The following is a 15109-nucleotide window of genomic DNA, read 5'->3' as shown; positions in this document are numbered from 1 at the left end:
TCACGTCGGTGCGGGTGGGCGGCTCAGGCGAGGTCGCGCGGCGCTCCGGTGCCCATGTACTTCGCGAGGTTGTGGTGGAGGTTCACGACGCTGCGCTCGCGGTACGGGTTGGGCTTGGGACCGGAGAAGCCGCGCGACTTCATCCCCTGCTGGACGGCCGCCATGTTGGAGAAGTCCTGCGGCAGGACGGTGCGCCAGCCGGGGTCGTCCTGCGGTGTGTGGATCCACTCGGTCTCGGGCTCCTCGCCGGGCGGGAACAGCTCGTAGACGGCGGCCTCGAACACGCACTTGTCGGGGTCGTGCCCGTACGGCCGGAACCGGTAGCAGAGCATGTTGTTGGGCGCGTGCCCGATCTGGAAGTTCGGGAAGATCTGCCAGGCCGTGCCGGCCTTCGCGGTGATCTCCGGCGGGACGGTCGGCCAGACCACGCCGCGCTCGGCGTCCTTCGCGCGGGCCGTGGACAGCCAGTGCGCGAGCACCTCGGGCGCCGGGGTGCCCTCGGGCAGGTCCTTGACGAGCTCCTGCGCCACCTCGACCAGCGTCCAGGTGGTGTTGGTGTTGGCGTTCTCCCAGGTGAAGCTCTGCAGTTCGGCCGTCGACACGCGCGGGTCGTCGCCGGTGCCGAGGCGCAGCTTGGCCTGGTTCTCGTCCATGCTCTTCGGCGCGTCGTAGCCGATGTTGCTGTGCCTGCCGTGCGAGCGCGCCCAGCCGAGGAACCCGCCGAACTTCATGAACTCCGGGTGCGTGTAGGGGACGTGGTAGGTCTCCATGAACGCCTCGAAGGCGACCTTCCAGTTGCAGTCGAAGACCAGCCAGCGCCGCCACCGGTAGCGCATGTTCTCCAGGTGGAACGGGTCGAGCAAGGTGGCGGCGGGTTCGAGGTAGTCGCGCAGCGGCTCGCAGTCCGGGTCCATGTTGATCCAGACCCAGCCGCCCCAGGTGTCGACCGCGACCTGTTTCAGCGCGATGCGCTCGTCGGTCAGCCCGCACGGCCAGTCCTCGCGTTCGGGGACGTGGGTGCAGTCGCCGTCGATGTTGTACCGCCAGCCGTGGAACCCGCAGACGAACTGGCGGCCGTGGCCGCGGGCGTCGTGCGCGCCGGGCGGGGTGTCCACCAGCCGCCGGCCGCGGTGCGAGCAGACGTTGTGGTACGCGCGGAACCGGTCCTTCGCCGTGCGCACGACGATGATCGAGTCGTCGGCGATGTCGTAGGTGAGCCAGTCGCCGGCCTCGGGCAGCTCCTCGACCCGGGCGACCTGCTGCCACACCCTGCTCCACAGCCGGTCCCCCTCGGCGCGGGCGTACTCCTCCGAGACGTACGCCTCCACGCCGATCGTCATCGGCTCCGACAACGGTTCCGTGGATGCGGCTTCGGGGACGTTCTCGAGGGTCTCGCTCATGGCTTCCTCCAACCCGCGTCGGGGATGCGTCGGGAGATCCGGGCAGGTGCCGGGCCGTGGGGTCAGTGCGTGATGGCGTCGCGGAAGCCCTCGTCCTTGAGGAAGAGGGACGTGTTGTCGGCGCCCAGGTGGGTCCACTTGAGGTTGAGGCCGCCGTCGACCAGGAGCGTCTGCCCCGTGATGTACGACGACAGGTCCGACAGCAGGAAGAGGACGGCGCCCGCCTGCTCCTCGGGGCGCCCGCGCCGTCCCATGGCGATGGCGCGGCGGTCGCGTTCCGGGTCCTCGTCGACGTAGGTGCCGGACGCCGGGGTCTCGGTCACCCCCGGCGCGACGGCGTTCACCCGGATGCCGTCGAGGGCCAGTTCCACGGCCATCGTGCGGGTCGCCGCGACCAGCGCCGCCTTGGCGGTGCCGTAGGCGATGTGGAACGGCGCCGTGTTCATGCCGCTGATCGACGAAAGCGAGACGATCGAGCCCGGACGGCCGCGCGCCTTCAGCTCGGCGGCGACGGCCTGGCTCATGAAGAACATCGTCTCCAGGTTCTGGTGGAACAGCGCCCGCCAGTCGTCGCGGGTGACGCGGGTGGCGGGCATCCAGGTGGCGGGCGCGGCGCCGCCCGCGACGTTGACCAGGCCGTGCAGGTCGCCGCCGGCCTTCGCGGCGTGCTCCATCACCTCCGCGACGCCGTCGGCGGTGGACACGTCGGCCGGGACCGGGACGACGGGCAGGCCCTCGTCCGCCAGCGGGCCGACGTGCTCGTCGAGGTTCTCGCGCCGCCGGCTCACCGCGACCACGGTCGCCCCGGCGCGGGCGATGAGGGCCGTCGTCGCGGTGCCGATGCCGCCGCCGCCCGCACCGGCGACGATGACGACGCGTCCGTCCAGACCGAGCAGATCGTGGTTCATGCGAGGTCACCTTTCCTGTGGTCGCCGCCGCGGAGATCGCGGAGCGCCAGGACGCTGCCCTCGGCGTCGCCGGAGACGTAGACGGTGCCGTCCGGCCCTGCCGCGACGCCCGCGAACAGGCCTTGCGGCCCGCTGAACGGCGGCAGGCCCTTCAGCGGCTTCGGATCCACTCCGGGCGGTGGGCCCACCGGCAGGTCGCGGGCGATCGTCGTCCGGGACCGGCCGTCGAGGGAGGCGGCGGTCAGCGTCTTCGTCTCCGCGTCGACGACGAAGAGGGTTCCGGCGCGGACCGCGAGGCCTTGCGGCGTCGCCAGCCCGTCGAGCACGGTGACCGGGCCGGTGCCGGTGATCGAGACGACCCGTCCCACGCCGGACTCGGAGACCAGGCAGGTGCCGTCGGCGGCGAACGCGACGCCCATCGGCCGGTCCAGCCCCGAGGCCAGGGTCGTCACCTCGCCCGTGGCCCGCACCGAGACCACGCGCCCGGTGCCGAGCTCGGCGGCCACCACGTCGCCGCCGGGCCCGACGGCGATGCCGTAGAGCTGGTCGAACGGCTCGCTCTCCCCCGCCAGCACCTGATGCTCGCCGCGCGCCGGCGTCCACCGGGCGATCTGGCCGTTCGACGTGGTGACGGCGAACGCGCCCTGCCCGACGGCCGCGGCCCCGCGGATGTAGCCCGGCCAGCCGGGACTGAACAGCATGCCCAGCACCTCCAGTCCGGTGCCGGGCGTGAACCTGTGGAAGTAGGTGCCGTCGGCGACGTGCAGCACGCCGCCGGCGTCGATGGTGAGGTCCAGAGGCCAGGTCAGCCCCTCCGGCAGGACCGCCCGGGTCCGTCCGCCGCCGAGGATCTCGGTGATCTGCCCGGTGAAGCCCGAGACGAACAGGCGCCCGTCGACGAAGGTCAGGTTGTCCAGGCCGGGGGCGACGGTCGCGAGGACGGTGCGCTCGCCGTTGCGGGGATCGATCCGCAGCACCTCGCCGCTGCCGACCTGGGTGGAGACGATGCGGCCCGCGGAGTCGAACTTCACCGCGTCCGGGACGCCGAGGTCCGCCGCCACCCGCTCGGGCTCGCCGCCGTCCGGGTCGATGCGCCAGATGTCGTTGCCGCCCAGCGTCGGGTAGTAGAGCATGCCGTCCGGCCCGACCTCCATGGCGTTCGGCATCGGCAGGTTCTCCAGCAGCACCCGGGGCGCGCCGCCGTTCAGGTCGAGCTCCATCAGGCGCCCGCCGATCCGGCACTCGTTCACGAACAGCCGGCCCTGGTGGAAGGTGATGCCGTTCGCGCCCGGCAGGTCGTCGCGCAGCACGCGCGAGGCGCCGTCCGCGCCGCGCACGCTGACGCGGCCGTCGTAGTACTCGGTGATGTAGAGGTCGCCCTCGGGTCCGAAGTCGACGTCGTCGGGCGCGACGACGTCGCCGCCCTGCGCGCTGATCGTCTCCAGGTCGCCGGTGTCGACGTCGAGCGCGCTGATCTGGCTGCCCGCCACCTGCGCCACGTAGACGCGGCCGTCCGGGCCCGTGCGCAGGCCGTTCGCGCCGAACAGCCGGCTCGGTGGAGCGAGCCGCTCCAGGCTCCACCCGCCGGCGAGGCCGACCGGGGCCGCACCGGTGTACCGCGCCTTCGCACCCGCCATGGCGACCGACCTCCAGCAGCCTCGACGCTGCGGTTACGCCGGTTCATCCTGTGAGAACCGACCTCTCATATCGAGCGAATCTAACGACCGGGACAGGTGAACGCAATAGTCTTGCAATCCTTGTAATGATGGCGAGGACGTGGTTACGATGCGGGCCGCGCCGGGCCATCGCGGCGCGCAGGCCGGCACCCCGGCCCCGAGGGGACGAGGAAGGGCGGACCATCAGGTGTTCTCGGCGATTCTCATCGACCAGGGCGAGGCCGGGCGAACGGTCGCGCTCACGACGCTGGACGAGGCCGAACTCCCCGAAGGGGACGTCAGCGTCGAGGTCGCCTACTCGACGCTGAACTACAAGGACGCCCTCGCCATCACCGGCCGCTCCCCCGTGGTGCGCGACTTCCCGATGGTCCCCGGCATCGACCTCGCGGGCGTGGTCACGGAGAGCACGCATCGCGGGTGGGAGAAGGGCGACCTGGTGGTGCTCAACGGCTGGGGCGTGGGCGAGCGGCACTGGGGCGGCCTCGCCCAGCAGGCGCGCCTCGACGGGGACTGGCTCGTCCCGCTGCCCCCCGCCTTCACTCCACGGCAGGCGATGGCGATCGGCACCGCGGGCTACACCGCGAGCCTGTGCGTGAACGCGCTCGTGGACCGCGGCGTCCGCCCCGACCAGGGCGAGATACTCGTGACCGGGGCGACCGGCGGCGTCGGCGGCGTCGCGATCGCCCTGCTGAGCAAGGCCGGCTTCAGCGTCGCCGCCGCGACCAGCAAACCGTCCGAGGGCGGTTACCTCCGGCGGCTCGGCGCCGCGACCGTCCTCGACCGCGCCGAGCTGGCCGCGCCCGGCAAACCGCTGCAGAAGGAGCGCTGGGCGGGCGTCATCGACTCCGCCGGAAGCAGCACCCTGGCGAACGCGTGCGCGCAGACCCGCTACGGCGGCACGGTCGTCGCGTGCGGCCTGGCCCAGGGCATGGACCTGCCCGCGACCGTCGCGCCGTTCATCCTGCGCGGCGTGGCGCTCATCGGCATCGACAGCGTCATGGCGCCCGCCCGGCCGCGCACGGCCGCCTGGGACCGCCTCGCCCGCGACCTGCCACCGGACGTCCTCGACGAGATCGCCCAGGACGTCGCGCTGCCGGACGCGATCGCCGCGGCCGGCCGGCTCCTCGAAGGCGGCGTCCGCGGCCGCATCGTCGTCGACGTCAACCGCTAGCCGACAGCCGGGAGCACCCGTGAGCGCAGAGTCCAGCAAGCCCGCACTCGACCTGTCCGACGTCGACCACCGCGTCGGCCTGCCGGTCGGCGGCGGCCAGTTGTGGGACCCGTGCAGTTCGTCCGACATCCGCCGCTGGGTGATGGCGATGGACTACCCCAACCCGCTGCACTGGGACGAGGAGTTCGCCCGCGAGTCGGGATTCGGCGGCATCGTCGCGCCGCAGTCCATCGCGGTGGCGCTGGACTACGGGCACGGCGCCGCGCCCGCGTGCGTCGGCCGCATCCCCGGCAGCCACCTCATCTTCGGCGGCGAGGAGTGGTGGTTCTACGGCTGTCCGGTCCGCCCCGGCGACAAGCTGTTCCAGGAACGGCGCTTCCACGACTACAAGGTGACCGAGACAAGGTTCGCCGGGCCGACCATGTTCTCGCGGGGCGACACCGTCCACACCAACCAGAACGGCGTGCTGGTGGCGCGCGAGCGGTCGACCGCGATCCGCTACCTCTACGAGGAGGCGCGCAAGCGCGGCATGTACGAGGACCGGCTCGGCGAGATCAAGCGCTGGGCGGCCGGCGAGCTGGCCGAGATCGAGAAGGTGCGGCGGGCGTGGCTCGAATCCAACCGCGCGGGCGCCTCGCCCCATTTCGAGGAGGTGAAGGTCGGCGACCGGCTGCCGCGCCGCGTCATCGGCCCGCACAGCATCGCCTCCTTCACCACCGAGTACCGGGCGTTCCTCTTCAACATCTGGGGCACCTTCCACTGGGTCGCTCCTCAGGGCGTCGACGACCCGTGGGTCAACCAGGACCCCGGCTGGGGCGACGACTTCCGCTTCGACGAGGAGGACGCGAGGATCGACCCGCGCAAGCGGGACGGCCTGTACGTCGGCCCGTCGCGCGGCCACATCGACGCCGAACGGGCGAGCGAGGTCGGCATGGCTCGTGCCTACGGTTATGGCGCGACGATGGGCGCGTGGTGCACCGACTACCTCGCCTACTGGGCGGGCCACAAAGGCATGGTGCGCCATTCCAAGGCGGACTTCCGAGGGCCCGCGTTCGAAGGTGACGTCACGTACTTCGACGCGGAGGTCATCGACAAGAGGACCGAGTCGGAATGGGGGGTCCCGCTCGTCCAGGTGAAGCTGCGCCTCACCGACCAGGACGGCGGAGTGCTGGTGACCTGCACCGCCGAGATCGAGCTGCCGTTCTAGCGCTGGGGGACGGAGGCGAGCGATGGATGCCGCGACGGGAAACGGATCGGAACGGCCCCTTTCGATCGTGGCGGGGCCGCCGCTGAGCGAGGAGCCGGGCCTCGGCCCGCTCACCCTTCCCGGCTTCCTGCGGGAAGTCACGGAGATGTACGGCGACCGCGAGGCGGTCGTCCTGCGCGGGCCGGACGGCACCGTCCGCTGGACATACGCCGAGCTCTGGGAACGCGCGATGGAGGTCGCTCGCGCGTTGCGGGCGTGCGGCCTGGGCAAGGACGGCCGCGTCGGCGTCCTGATGACGAACCGGCCCGAATGGATCGCCGCCGTCTTCGGGGTGTCGCTCGCCGGCGGCGTGGCCGTCACGCTCAGCACCTTCTCCACGCCTCCCGAGCTCGACCACCTGCTCCAGGTGTCCTGCGTCTCGGTGCTGCTCTTCGAGCGCACCGTGCTGAAGACGGACTTCGCGGCCGTCCTGACCGGGCTCGAACCGGAGATCGGCACGGCGGCGCCGGGCGGGCTGCGGTCGGCGCGGTACCCGTACCTGCGCCATCTCGCGGCGATCGGCGACGCCGCGCCGGACGGGGCGGTCGACGCCTGGGACGCGTTCCTCGCCCGCGGCGTCGCGGAACCGCGCGAACTGGTCGAGGCCGCCGCCGCGGCCACGCGCCCCGGCGACCCGGCTGTGCTGTTCTTCTCGTCGGGCTCCACCAGCAGGCCGAAGGGCATCCTCAGCGCGCACCGCGGCGTCTGCGTCCAGATGTGGCGCTTCCGGCGGCTGTACGGGTTCGGCCCGGAGGACGGCGTCCGGGGCTGGACGGCGAACGGCTACTTCTGGTCCGGCAACTTCGCCATGTCGCTCGGCTCGACCCTCGCCGCCGGGGGCGCGCTCGTGCTGCAGCCCACCTTCGACGCCGCCGAGGCCCTCGACCTCATCCAGGCGGAACGGGTCAACTTCCCGTTCGCCTGGCCGCACCAGTGGGCGCAGTTCGAAGCGGCCCCCAACTGGGCGGACGCGGACCTCAGCGGCCTGCGCTTCGTCGACCACGCCACCCCGGTCGCGCGCCACCCCACCGTCACCACCGTCTGGTACGAGCCGGGCCGCGCCTACGGCAACACCGAGACGTTCACCATCAGCACCTGCTACCCGGCCGACACGCCGCCCGAGGTGCACGCCGGGAGCAGCGGAGTGCCGCTGCCCGGCGTCACCGTGAAGATCGTCGACCCGCTCACCGGCGCCGTCGTGCCGCGCGGCGAGCGCGGGGAGATCTGCGTCAAGGGCCCCACCCTCATGCTCTGCTACCTCGGCACCCCGCTCGACGAGACCGTCGACGGCGAGGGCTTCTTCCACACCGGCGACGGCGGCCGCCTCGACGACGCCGGACGCCTGTACTGGGAGGGCCGGCTCACCGACATCATCAAGACGGGCGGCGCCAACGTCTCGCCGCGCGAGGTCGACGAGGCCGCGTCCGCGCACCCCGGCGTGCGGCTGGCGCAGACCGTCGGGGTGCCGCACGAGACGCTCGGCGAGGTCGTGGTCACCTGCGTCGTCCCGCATGACGGCCGGACCCTGGAGGCGCATGAGCTCCGGACGTTCCTCCGGGAGCGGCTGGCGAGCTACAAGGTCCCGCGCCACGTCCTGTTCTTCCGCCAGGACGAGATCGCGCTGACCGGCACCGCGAAGATCAAGTCCAGTGACCTGCGGGAACTGGCCGCCGCACGGCTCGGACCCTGACCGAAGGGCCGCGCCGGGAACGGCCTGTACCTGGGACCAAGCGCTTGCTACGCTTCGCGCATGATCCCGACGGTCGTGTGGGGCACCGGCAACGTCGGCCGGCTGGCCGTCCGGGCCGTCGACGCCCACCCCTCGCTCGGCCTCGCGGCCGTGCTCGTCCACGACCCCGCCAAGGCCGGCCGCGACGCGGGCGACCTCGCGGGCCTCGGCCGCGACCTCGGCGTCGCGGCGACCACCGACATCGGCGCGGTGCTGGCCGCCGGGCCGCGCGCGGTCGTGTACGCGGCGTCCGGAGACGTCCGGCCCGACGACGCCCTCGCCGACATCGTCCGCGCGGTCCGGGCCGGCGCCGTGGTCGTCACCCCGGCCCTCTACGCGCTCTACGACCAGCGCAACGCGCCGCCCGAAGTGCGGGAGCCGGTGCTCGCGGCCGTCAAGGAGGGCGGCGGCTCGCTGTTCGTCTCGGGGATCGACCCCGGCTGGGGCAACGACGTGCTGCCGCTGCTGATCAGCGGGCTCGGCACCACCCTCGACGCGATCCGCTGCCAGGAGATCTTCGATTACTCGACGTACGACCAGCCCGACGCGGTCCGGTTCCTGGTCGGCATGGGCCAGCCGATGGACTACGAACCGCCGATGCTCGCGCCGACCGTCCCGACGATGGTGTGGGGCGGGCAGGTGCGGCTGATGGCCCGCGCCCTCGGCGTCGAACTGGACGAGGTCCGCGAGACCGTGGAGCGCCGCCCGCTCGACGCGACCGTGACCACCGAGGCGATGGGCGCGTTCGAGGCCGGCACCCAGGGCGCGGTGCGCTTCGAGGTGCAGGGCGTCGTCGGCGGCGAGCCGCGGATCATCGTCGAGCACGTCACCCGCATCCACCCGTCCTGCGCGCCGGACTGGCCCGTGCCGCCGACCGGCGACGGCGCGCACCGCGTCGTCATCGAGGGCGATCCGCGCATCGAGGTCACCGTCGAGGCCACCGGCGAGGACGGCAACCGCTCGGTCGGGGGGAACGCCACGGCCGTCGGTCGGCTGGTCGGCGCCATCGACTGGCTCGCGGACGCCGAGCCCGGCCTCTACGACGCGCTCGACGTCCCGCTCCGCCCCGCCGTCGGAAGGCTCGGAAGGAAGCACCCGTGAACATCGACGTCCCCGAAGGCAAGGACCCGATCCAGTACGTGTGGGGCGAGATGGTCCCCGGCATCGGACCCGCCGCCTCGCGCCTCTCTCTCGCGGTGTACTCCGACACCACCCTCGGCCTCCGCGAGTTCGAGGCCGCGAGGCTGCGCATCGCGCGGATCAACGGCTGCCTGTTCTGCATGGACTGGCGGACCGAGCGGGACGGGGAGAAGGTCGAGGAGGAGTTCGCCGGCGCGGTCACCGAGTGGCGCACCACCACGGCCTTCGACGACCGCACGCGGCTGGCCGCCGAGTACGCCGAGCGCTACGCCCTGGACCACCACAGCCTCGACGAGGCGTTCTGGGCGCGGATGACCGCGCACTACAGCCAGGCGGAGATCGTGGAGCTGAGCATGTGCATCGGCTCGTGGCTGGCGTTCGGGCGCCTCAACCACGTGCTGGGCCTCGACACGATGTGCATGCTTCCCCGCCCCTGACCGGCCGCCGGCCGCGCTAGTCGCCGATCTGGCGGAGGTAGCGGACCGTCGGCGGCGGATCGAGCGTGACGCCCTCCGGCCGCGACACCTTCCCGGACGACAGCGCCTCGGCCAGCGCCGCCTTCGCCTTCTCCGGATCGCCCTCGATCTCATAGATCACGACGAAGGAGCCGCCTTCGAGGGGCTCCAGCCGCCGGGCGGAGACGAACCCGTCGACCTGCAGCATCTCCGGGATGTGCGTGTTCTCGTACCAGTCGTGGTACGCCGGGCCGTCCCGGTCGGGCGAGGGGGACGATTCGACGATCATCACGCCGCTGGGCATGTCGCGCTCCGTTCGGGGTGCTGTCAGGTGGGGTGCTGTCGGTCGGGTGGGATCAGGTGTTCTTGTAGACGCGGCCGTCCTTCATGACGAACCGCACGTCCTGGGTGACGGTGATGTCCTGCGAGGGGTCGCCGGGGACGGCGATGACGTCGGCGAGGAAGCCCTCCTTCAGCCGGCCGAGCTCGTCGTCCAGCTCGACCAGTTCCGCACTGGTGACGGTCGCGGCCCGCAGCGCCTGCATCGGGGTCATGCCCCGCGCCACCAGGGCGGCGAGTTCCTTGGCGTTGTCGCCGTGCGGGACGGCCGGGGCGTCGGTCCCGCAGGCGATCCTGACGCCGGCGGCGATCGCCTTGGGCAGCATCGACCTGGCGCGCGGGAAGACCTCGGCCGCCTTCTTGCGCAGTTCCGGCGCGGCCCGCTCGATGTCCATCGCGTCGGTGAGGTAGGTCGTCGACACGAGGAACGTGCCGTGCTCCGCCATCAGGTCGAGGGTCTCCTCGCTGGCGAGGAAACCGTGCTCGACGCAGTCGATGCCGGCCCGGACGCACGCCCGCACCGCCCGGTCCCCCACCGCGTGCGCGGCGACGCGGACCCCGGCGCGGTGCGCCTCGTCGGCGATGGCCGCCAGCTCCTCGTCGGAGTACTGCTGGGAGCCGGGGCCGGTGCTGTGCGACATCACCCCGCCGGACGCCGACACCTTGATCACCTTGGCGCCGTGCCGGATCTGGTAGCGGACGCAGGCCCGCACCTCCCCGACGCCGTTGGCGATGCCCTCGCCGACGCTCAGCGGCATGATGCCCGGTGCGAGCCGCTGGAAGACGGTCGGGTCGAGGTGGCCGCCGTACGGGGTGACCGCATGGCCCGCCGGGACGATGCGGGGGCCGTCCACCCATCCCTGGTCGATGGCGCGCTGCACCGCGACGTCGAGGAGGTAGCCGCCCGTCTTGACCATCAGGCCGAGGTTGCGGACGGTGGTGAACCCGGCGAGCAGCGTCGCGCGGGCGTTCAGGGTCGCGCGGATCGTGCGGTAGGCCGGGTCGTCCTGGACGCCGTGCATCGGCAGCGGGAGGCCCGTCGGGGTCTCGGGGCCGCCGATGAGGAAGTTCAGCTCCATGTCCATCAGGCCCGGCAGCAGCGTCACGTCGCCGAGGTCGATCTCGGTCGCTCCGGCGGGGACCTCGGCGGGGTTCACCGCGACGATCCGGTTCCCCTCCACCACGATCACCGCCGGCGACAGGACCTCCCCCGACTCGACGTCCGCCCAGCGCCCGGCCCTCAGGACGATGGGTGCCGTCACGGCACCGGCTCGATGACGCAGTCGAAGCTCGACGACCCGCTGTCGGGGACGCGCGGCTGGCGCCACACCTCGACCGGGAAGGACACCTGGATCATCGAGTACAGCAGGTGCAGCAGGTTCGTCGCGTCGTCGGGCAGCGCGTCGAACGGGAGCCCTTCGAGGTAGGCCATGGCCTCCTCGGCGCGGGGCACGACGGCGTCGTAGAACTCCTGCATCTCCTCCGTCGTGCTCGCGAGCCGGGTGCCGTACCGCTCCTGCTCGGTGGCCAGGCACCATTTCCCGGCGAACGGCTCCAGAGCGGCGAATTCCTCGGGCAGCAGCGCGCTCACTTGCGGGCCCCCTCGTGGTCGTCGACCCAGTCGCCGACGACCTTGTGCAGGTGCCGGCAGAGGATCTCCTGGTCGTTGAGAAGGAAGCGGTCGATGTACCGGGTCTCCAGCATCATCTGCGTGGCCTCCAGGGTGTTGGAGTCCTGGAGCGCGAATTCCTTGAACGTCACCGCCGCCATTTCCTGGGCGATGCGCTCGCGGACGTTCGCCGCCGGCAGGAAGTAGACGTTGCCCTCGAAGACGTGCGTGTTGTAGGACGTCGGCCAGTAGTGGTACGTCAGGTACCAGCCCTGGCTCCAGATGAGGATCACGAAGTTCGGGAAGAGCTGGAAGGAGTCCAGCCCCCACGGGTCGCATTTCGCCGGGTTGACGCCGGCCGGCATCTCGCCGAGGTCCGCCGCGTCCCACGGGCCGAACAGCCCGCTGCGGGTCAGGATCTCCATCGGCTTGACCAGTTCGGAGTCCATCTCCCAGAAGCGGACGCCGGACGTGCTGACCATCCGGTGCGGGCCGTCGATCTGGTAGTGCGGCGCCTCGAATCCGGCCTGCTGCGCGGCCGTGGAGTACTTCTCCGGTGACTGCTTCGCGTGCAGGACGGGCGCGTGGTAGAACTCCGCGAACGCGTCCATGTACAGCTTCCAGTTCGCGTGGATCGTGGTGCTGTACGCGAAGCGGGCGGTCTGCTTCTCGAACGGATAGCCTTCGAGCGCGGTCACCATCGGGCCGAGGAATTCGCGGAGCGACTGCTCGGGCTCCCGGGCGAAATTGACGAAGATGAAGCCGGCCCAGACGTCGCAGTGAACCGGCGCGAGACCGTACCGGCTCTTGTCGACGTCGAAGAACTCGCCCTCCTGCTGGATGAAGGTCAGCGCGCCGTCGAGCCCGTAGCGCCAGCCGTGGTACTTGCAGGTGAACTGGCGGCAGAAGCCCGCCGTGTCCTGCTTCGGGTCGTCGGACCAGACGAGCTTGTTGCCACGGTGGCGGCAGATGTTGTGGAAGGCCCGGACCTGCCCCTCCCTGTCCCGCAGGACGATGATCGACGCGTGCGCGGCGTCGACGTCCTTGGTGAAGTAGCTGCCCTTGCGCGGGAGCTGCTCCACCCGCCCGACGTTCAGCCAGGCCCGCTTGAAGATCGCGGCCTTCTCGCGCTCGTAGAACTCCGGGGTGATCGAGTCCTCGTAGGACACCGGGTCCGTGCCGAGTTCGGGATAGTGCTCGGTCCAGCTGCCTTCCGGTGGTTTGGGGAAACGCGGCATGGTCCTCCTCCTTCGGGGGATGCGGTCACTCGGCGGGCGGGCCGGAAGGGCCGGGGGCGGGGCCGGCGTCCGGATCGGAGCCGTTCGACGGCTCCAGGCCGACGCTGTTCAGCACCATGGCGAGGCAGACGTAGCTGCCGACGACGAAGAGCAGCTCGAGGAGCCGGCGCTCGTCGAAGCGGCCGGCGAGGCGCTCCCACAGGGCGTCGTCGATGGTGTGGCCGTCCACGAGCTGGTCGGCCGCGAGCAGGATGTCGCGGTCGCGCTCCGACCAGGTCCCGGCGCCGTCGCCGTCGCGGAGGGCGGCGATCTGCTCGGGTTCCAGGCCCGCGGCCTTCGCCATGCCGACGTGCTGCGCCCACTGGTAGCGGCAGCCGGTCCGGTGCCCGACGCGCAGGATCAGCAGCTCGCGGTCGCGGGGGTCGAGGGTGCCGTCGTCGAGGAGCGTGCCGCTGAACGCCAGCCAGGGCGCGCTCAGCCGGGGGTGCCGGGCGAACAGGCCGAGGATCGACGGCACGGGCGGCGCGTCGGCGGCCCCGGTCAGGTAGCGGTCGGCGCGCGCCATGTTGCCGCGGAGCAGCTCGCGCTCCTCCTCGGCCCACTCGGCGATCGGCAGCGGCCGCATCCGGGGCGCGGCGGACGGCGTCACAGGACCGACCCGCCGTTGACGCCGAGGACCTGCCCGGTGATGAAGCCGGCCTCCTCGGAGGCGAGGAACGCGGCCGCGGCGGCGATGTCGTCGGGCGTCCCGAGGTGACCGAGCGGGATGGCCGCGGCCATGGTCTCGTTGGCGGGCAGGTTCCCCTCGGCCTGGGACCGGTGCTGCATCGGCGTCTCGATCCCCGACGGCGGGATGCTGTTGACCGTGATGCCGTGCGGTGCGTAGGCGCGGGCCAGGGACTTGGTCAGCACGATCACCCCGCCCTTCGCCGCGGCGTAGTGCGCCATCTCGGGCGACCCCCGCTGGGCGCTGGACGAGGAGATGGTGACGATGCGGCCCCACCGGGCCGCGACCATGTCGGGCAGGGCCAGCTGGCAGCAGTTGAAGGTGCCGGTGAGGTTGACGGCGATGAGGCGGTCCCAGCTCTCCGGCGTGATCTCCTCGAACCGGTCGAACGCGACGAGGCCGGCGCTGGTCACGAGGATCTCCGTCGGCCCGAGCGCCGACCGGATCGCGGCGAACGCGGCGCCGAGGGCTGCGCGGTCGGTGACGTCGGCGGCCAGCCCGAGGGCCTCTCCCCCGGCCGCCCGCAGCTCCTTGGCGACGCGGTCCGCGCCGTCGCCGTCGACGTCGAGCACGGCGACGCGGTGGCCCCGCCCGGCGAGGTGGCGGCAGGCGGCCTCGCCGATGCCCGACGCTCCGCCCGTGACGACGGCCACCCGGGACCGGCGTCGCTCCGTATGCGGCATCGCTCCGTCCTTCCGCTCACGCCCCTGCTCGCGGCACGGCGCTAGTCAATCGACTAACATCCTTTGGCCACATGACTAACATGGGCGCCGGGCCGAGGGCAAGACCCGGGCCGCGGCGGACCGAGGCCATACTGGAGAGGCCATCCGACGCCCAGAGGGAGGACGCGCATGCCGGCACGGCGGAGCCCCGTCGACGACTCGGCCACCCGTACCGCGCTGCTCGACGCCGCCCAGGAGCTCATGCTCGAGGAGGGCTACGCGGCCGTCACCACCCGCCGGCTCGGCGCGAAGGCGGGCCTCAACAACGCGCTGGTCTTCTACTACTTCGGGACGATGGACAACCTGTTCGTCGAGCTGTTCCGCCGCGGCGCCGAGCGGAGCCTGGAGCGGCTCCAGCGGGCGCTGCGGTCGCCCCAGCCGCTGTGGGCCCTGTGGGAGCTGACCCACGACTACTCGAGCAACGCGCTGACCATGGAGTTCATCGCGCTGGCCAACCACCGCAAGGCGATCCGCGCCGAGATCGCCGCGTACTCGCGCCGGTTCCGGACGCTCCAGCTCGACATGCTGTCGGACGTGCTCGACGGCTACGGCATCGACCGCGACCGGTGGCCGCCCGTGACGCTGATCCTCTTCATGACCGGCATCTCCCGCTTCCTGCACATCGAGGAGGGGTTCGACCTCGACGTCGGCCACGCGGAGACGGTCGCGGTCATCGAGCGGGAGATCCGCGCGCTGGAGGGCGACCGGCGGCCGGCCGGCGCCGAGTCCGCCGCCGACTGAGCCCGGCG

The 15109-nt window shown here is 72.1% G+C and carries 15 protein-coding genes; 6 read left to right on the top strand and 9 right to left on the bottom strand.

Annotation, left to right across the window (positions count from 1 at the left end):
- Positions 1-23: 23 nt before the first annotated feature.
- The 3 genes from F9B16_RS16320 to F9B16_RS16310 form a co-directional block, all read right to left on the bottom strand.
- Entirely contained in the window at positions 24-1400 is a 1377-nt protein-coding gene (locus F9B16_RS16320) for an aromatic ring-hydroxylating oxygenase subunit alpha (protein WP_151540928.1), read from the bottom strand.
- Positions 1401-1462: 62 nt separating this feature from the next.
- Positions 1463-2308, bottom strand: coding sequence for an SDR family NAD(P)-dependent oxidoreductase (locus tag F9B16_RS16315; protein ID WP_151540927.1), 846 nt, complete (start codon positions 2306-2308; stop codon positions 1463-1465).
- Positions 2305-3945 carry an SMP-30/gluconolactonase/LRE family protein gene (locus F9B16_RS16310; protein ID WP_151540926.1) on the bottom strand — a complete coding sequence of 547 codons (1641 nt, stop codon included), beginning with the start codon at positions 3943-3945 and terminating at the stop codon, positions 2305-2307. Before F9B16_RS16310 ends, F9B16_RS16315 begins: the two co-directional genes overlap by 4 nt.
- Before the next feature lie 226 nt (positions 3946-4171).
- On the opposite strand from F9B16_RS16310, the gene acuI reads away from it, so the two are divergent.
- From acuI to F9B16_RS16285, 5 genes are read left to right on the top strand one after another with little or no spacing between them, the layout of a single operon-like run.
- Positions 4172-5155, top strand: a complete 984-nt coding sequence (gene acuI / locus F9B16_RS16305) for an acrylyl-CoA reductase (NADPH) (protein WP_151540925.1) — start codon at positions 4172-4174, stop codon at positions 5153-5155.
- 19 nt (positions 5156-5174) lie between these two features.
- Entirely contained in the window at positions 5175-6362 is a 1188-nt protein-coding gene (locus F9B16_RS16300; RefSeq protein ID WP_151540924.1) for a MaoC family dehydratase, read from the top strand.
- A 22-nt stretch (positions 6363-6384) separates the two neighbouring features.
- Positions 6385-8091: a class I adenylate-forming enzyme family protein gene (locus tag F9B16_RS16295; protein WP_151540923.1), complete on the top strand. Its 1707-nt coding sequence runs from the start codon at positions 6385-6387 to the stop codon at positions 8089-8091.
- Between the two features lie 60 nt (positions 8092-8151).
- On the top strand, positions 8152-9231 hold the full coding sequence (locus tag F9B16_RS16290) for an NAD(P)H-dependent amine dehydrogenase family protein (RefSeq protein ID WP_151540922.1): 1080 nt from the start codon (positions 8152-8154) through the stop codon (positions 9229-9231).
- On the top strand, positions 9228-9707 hold the full coding sequence (locus tag F9B16_RS16285; protein WP_151540921.1) for a carboxymuconolactone decarboxylase family protein: 480 nt from the start codon (positions 9228-9230) through the stop codon (positions 9705-9707). The genes F9B16_RS16290 and F9B16_RS16285 overlap by 4 nt, the downstream gene beginning before the upstream one ends.
- Positions 9708-9723: 16 nt before the next feature.
- On the opposite strand, the gene F9B16_RS16280 is transcribed toward F9B16_RS16285, so the two are convergent.
- From F9B16_RS16280 to F9B16_RS16255, 6 genes are read right to left on the bottom strand one after another with little or no spacing between them, the layout of a single operon-like run.
- Positions 9724-10029 carry a DUF4286 family protein gene (locus F9B16_RS16280; protein WP_151540920.1) on the bottom strand — a complete coding sequence of 102 codons (306 nt, stop codon included), beginning with the start codon at positions 10027-10029 and terminating at the stop codon, positions 9724-9726.
- A 52-nt stretch (positions 10030-10081) separates the two neighbouring features.
- Positions 10082-11326: a metal-dependent hydrolase family protein gene (locus tag F9B16_RS16275; protein ID WP_151540919.1), complete on the bottom strand. Its 1245-nt coding sequence runs from the start codon at positions 11324-11326 to the stop codon at positions 10082-10084.
- Positions 11323-11655 carry a hypothetical protein gene (locus F9B16_RS16270; RefSeq protein ID WP_151540918.1) on the bottom strand — a complete coding sequence of 111 codons (333 nt, stop codon included), beginning with the start codon at positions 11653-11655 and terminating at the stop codon, positions 11323-11325. The genes F9B16_RS16275 and F9B16_RS16270 overlap by 4 nt, the downstream gene beginning before the upstream one ends.
- The gene (locus F9B16_RS16265; RefSeq protein ID WP_151540917.1) at positions 11652-12911 is read right to left on the bottom strand and encodes an aromatic ring-hydroxylating oxygenase subunit alpha; all 1260 of its coding nucleotides are present in this window, start codon (positions 12909-12911) and stop codon (positions 11652-11654) included. The genes F9B16_RS16270 and F9B16_RS16265 overlap by 4 nt, the downstream gene beginning before the upstream one ends.
- 25 nt (positions 12912-12936) lie before the next feature.
- Positions 12937-13560 carry a carboxymuconolactone decarboxylase family protein gene (locus F9B16_RS16260; RefSeq protein ID WP_151540916.1) on the bottom strand — a complete coding sequence of 208 codons (624 nt, stop codon included), beginning with the start codon at positions 13558-13560 and terminating at the stop codon, positions 12937-12939.
- Positions 13557-14321 carry an SDR family NAD(P)-dependent oxidoreductase gene (locus tag F9B16_RS16255; RefSeq protein ID WP_151540915.1) on the bottom strand — a complete coding sequence of 255 codons (765 nt, stop codon included), beginning with the start codon at positions 14319-14321 and terminating at the stop codon, positions 13557-13559. The genes F9B16_RS16260 and F9B16_RS16255 overlap by 4 nt, the downstream gene beginning before the upstream one ends.
- A gap of 168 nt (positions 14322-14489) precedes the next feature.
- Between F9B16_RS16255 and F9B16_RS16250 the strand changes: the two genes are divergently transcribed.
- Positions 14490-15101 (top strand): TetR/AcrR family transcriptional regulator, encoded by a 612-nt coding sequence (locus tag F9B16_RS16250; RefSeq protein WP_151540914.1) that lies wholly within the window; start codon positions 14490-14492, stop codon positions 15099-15101.
- The last annotated feature ends 8 nt before the right edge of the window (positions 15102-15109 follow it).

This window comes from Actinomadura montaniterrae, assembly GCF_008923365.1.
Taxonomy (GTDB): Bacteria; Actinomycetota; Actinomycetes; order Streptosporangiales; family Streptosporangiaceae; genus Spirillospora; species Spirillospora montaniterrae.
Note: the sequence above shows the minus strand (reverse complement) of the source record. Positions and strands in the feature narration are given on the sequence as shown.

Bases quoted from the DNA above. Each gene is read 5' to 3' on its own strand.
- F9B16_RS16320 (WP_151540928.1), bottom strand. From the start codon at position 1,400: ATGAGCGAGACCCTCGAGAACGTCCCCGAAGCCGCATCCACGGAACCG.
- F9B16_RS16315 (WP_151540927.1), bottom strand. From the start codon at position 2,308: ATGAACCACGATCTGCTCGGTCTGGACGGACGCGTCGTCATCGTCGCC.
- F9B16_RS16310 (WP_151540926.1), bottom strand. From the start codon at position 3,945: ATGGCGGGTGCGAAGGCGCGGTACACCGGTGCGGCCCCGGTCGGCCTC.
- F9B16_RS16295 (WP_151540923.1), top strand. From the start codon at position 6,385: ATGGATGCCGCGACGGGAAACGGATCGGAACGGCCCCTTTCGATCGTG.
- F9B16_RS16290 (WP_151540922.1), top strand. From the start codon at position 8,152: ATGATCCCGACGGTCGTGTGGGGCACCGGCAACGTCGGCCGGCTGGCC.
- F9B16_RS16280 (WP_151540920.1), bottom strand. From the start codon at position 10,029: ATGCCCAGCGGCGTGATGATCGTCGAATCGTCCCCCTCGCCCGACCGG.
- F9B16_RS16265 (WP_151540917.1), bottom strand. From the start codon at position 12,911: ATGCCGCGTTTCCCCAAACCACCGGAAGGCAGCTGGACCGAGCACTAT.
- F9B16_RS16255 (WP_151540915.1), bottom strand. From the start codon at position 14,321: ATGCCGCATACGGAGCGACGCCGGTCCCGGGTGGCCGTCGTCACGGGC.
- F9B16_RS16250 (WP_151540914.1), top strand. From the start codon at position 14,490: ATGCCGGCACGGCGGAGCCCCGTCGACGACTCGGCCACCCGTACCGCG.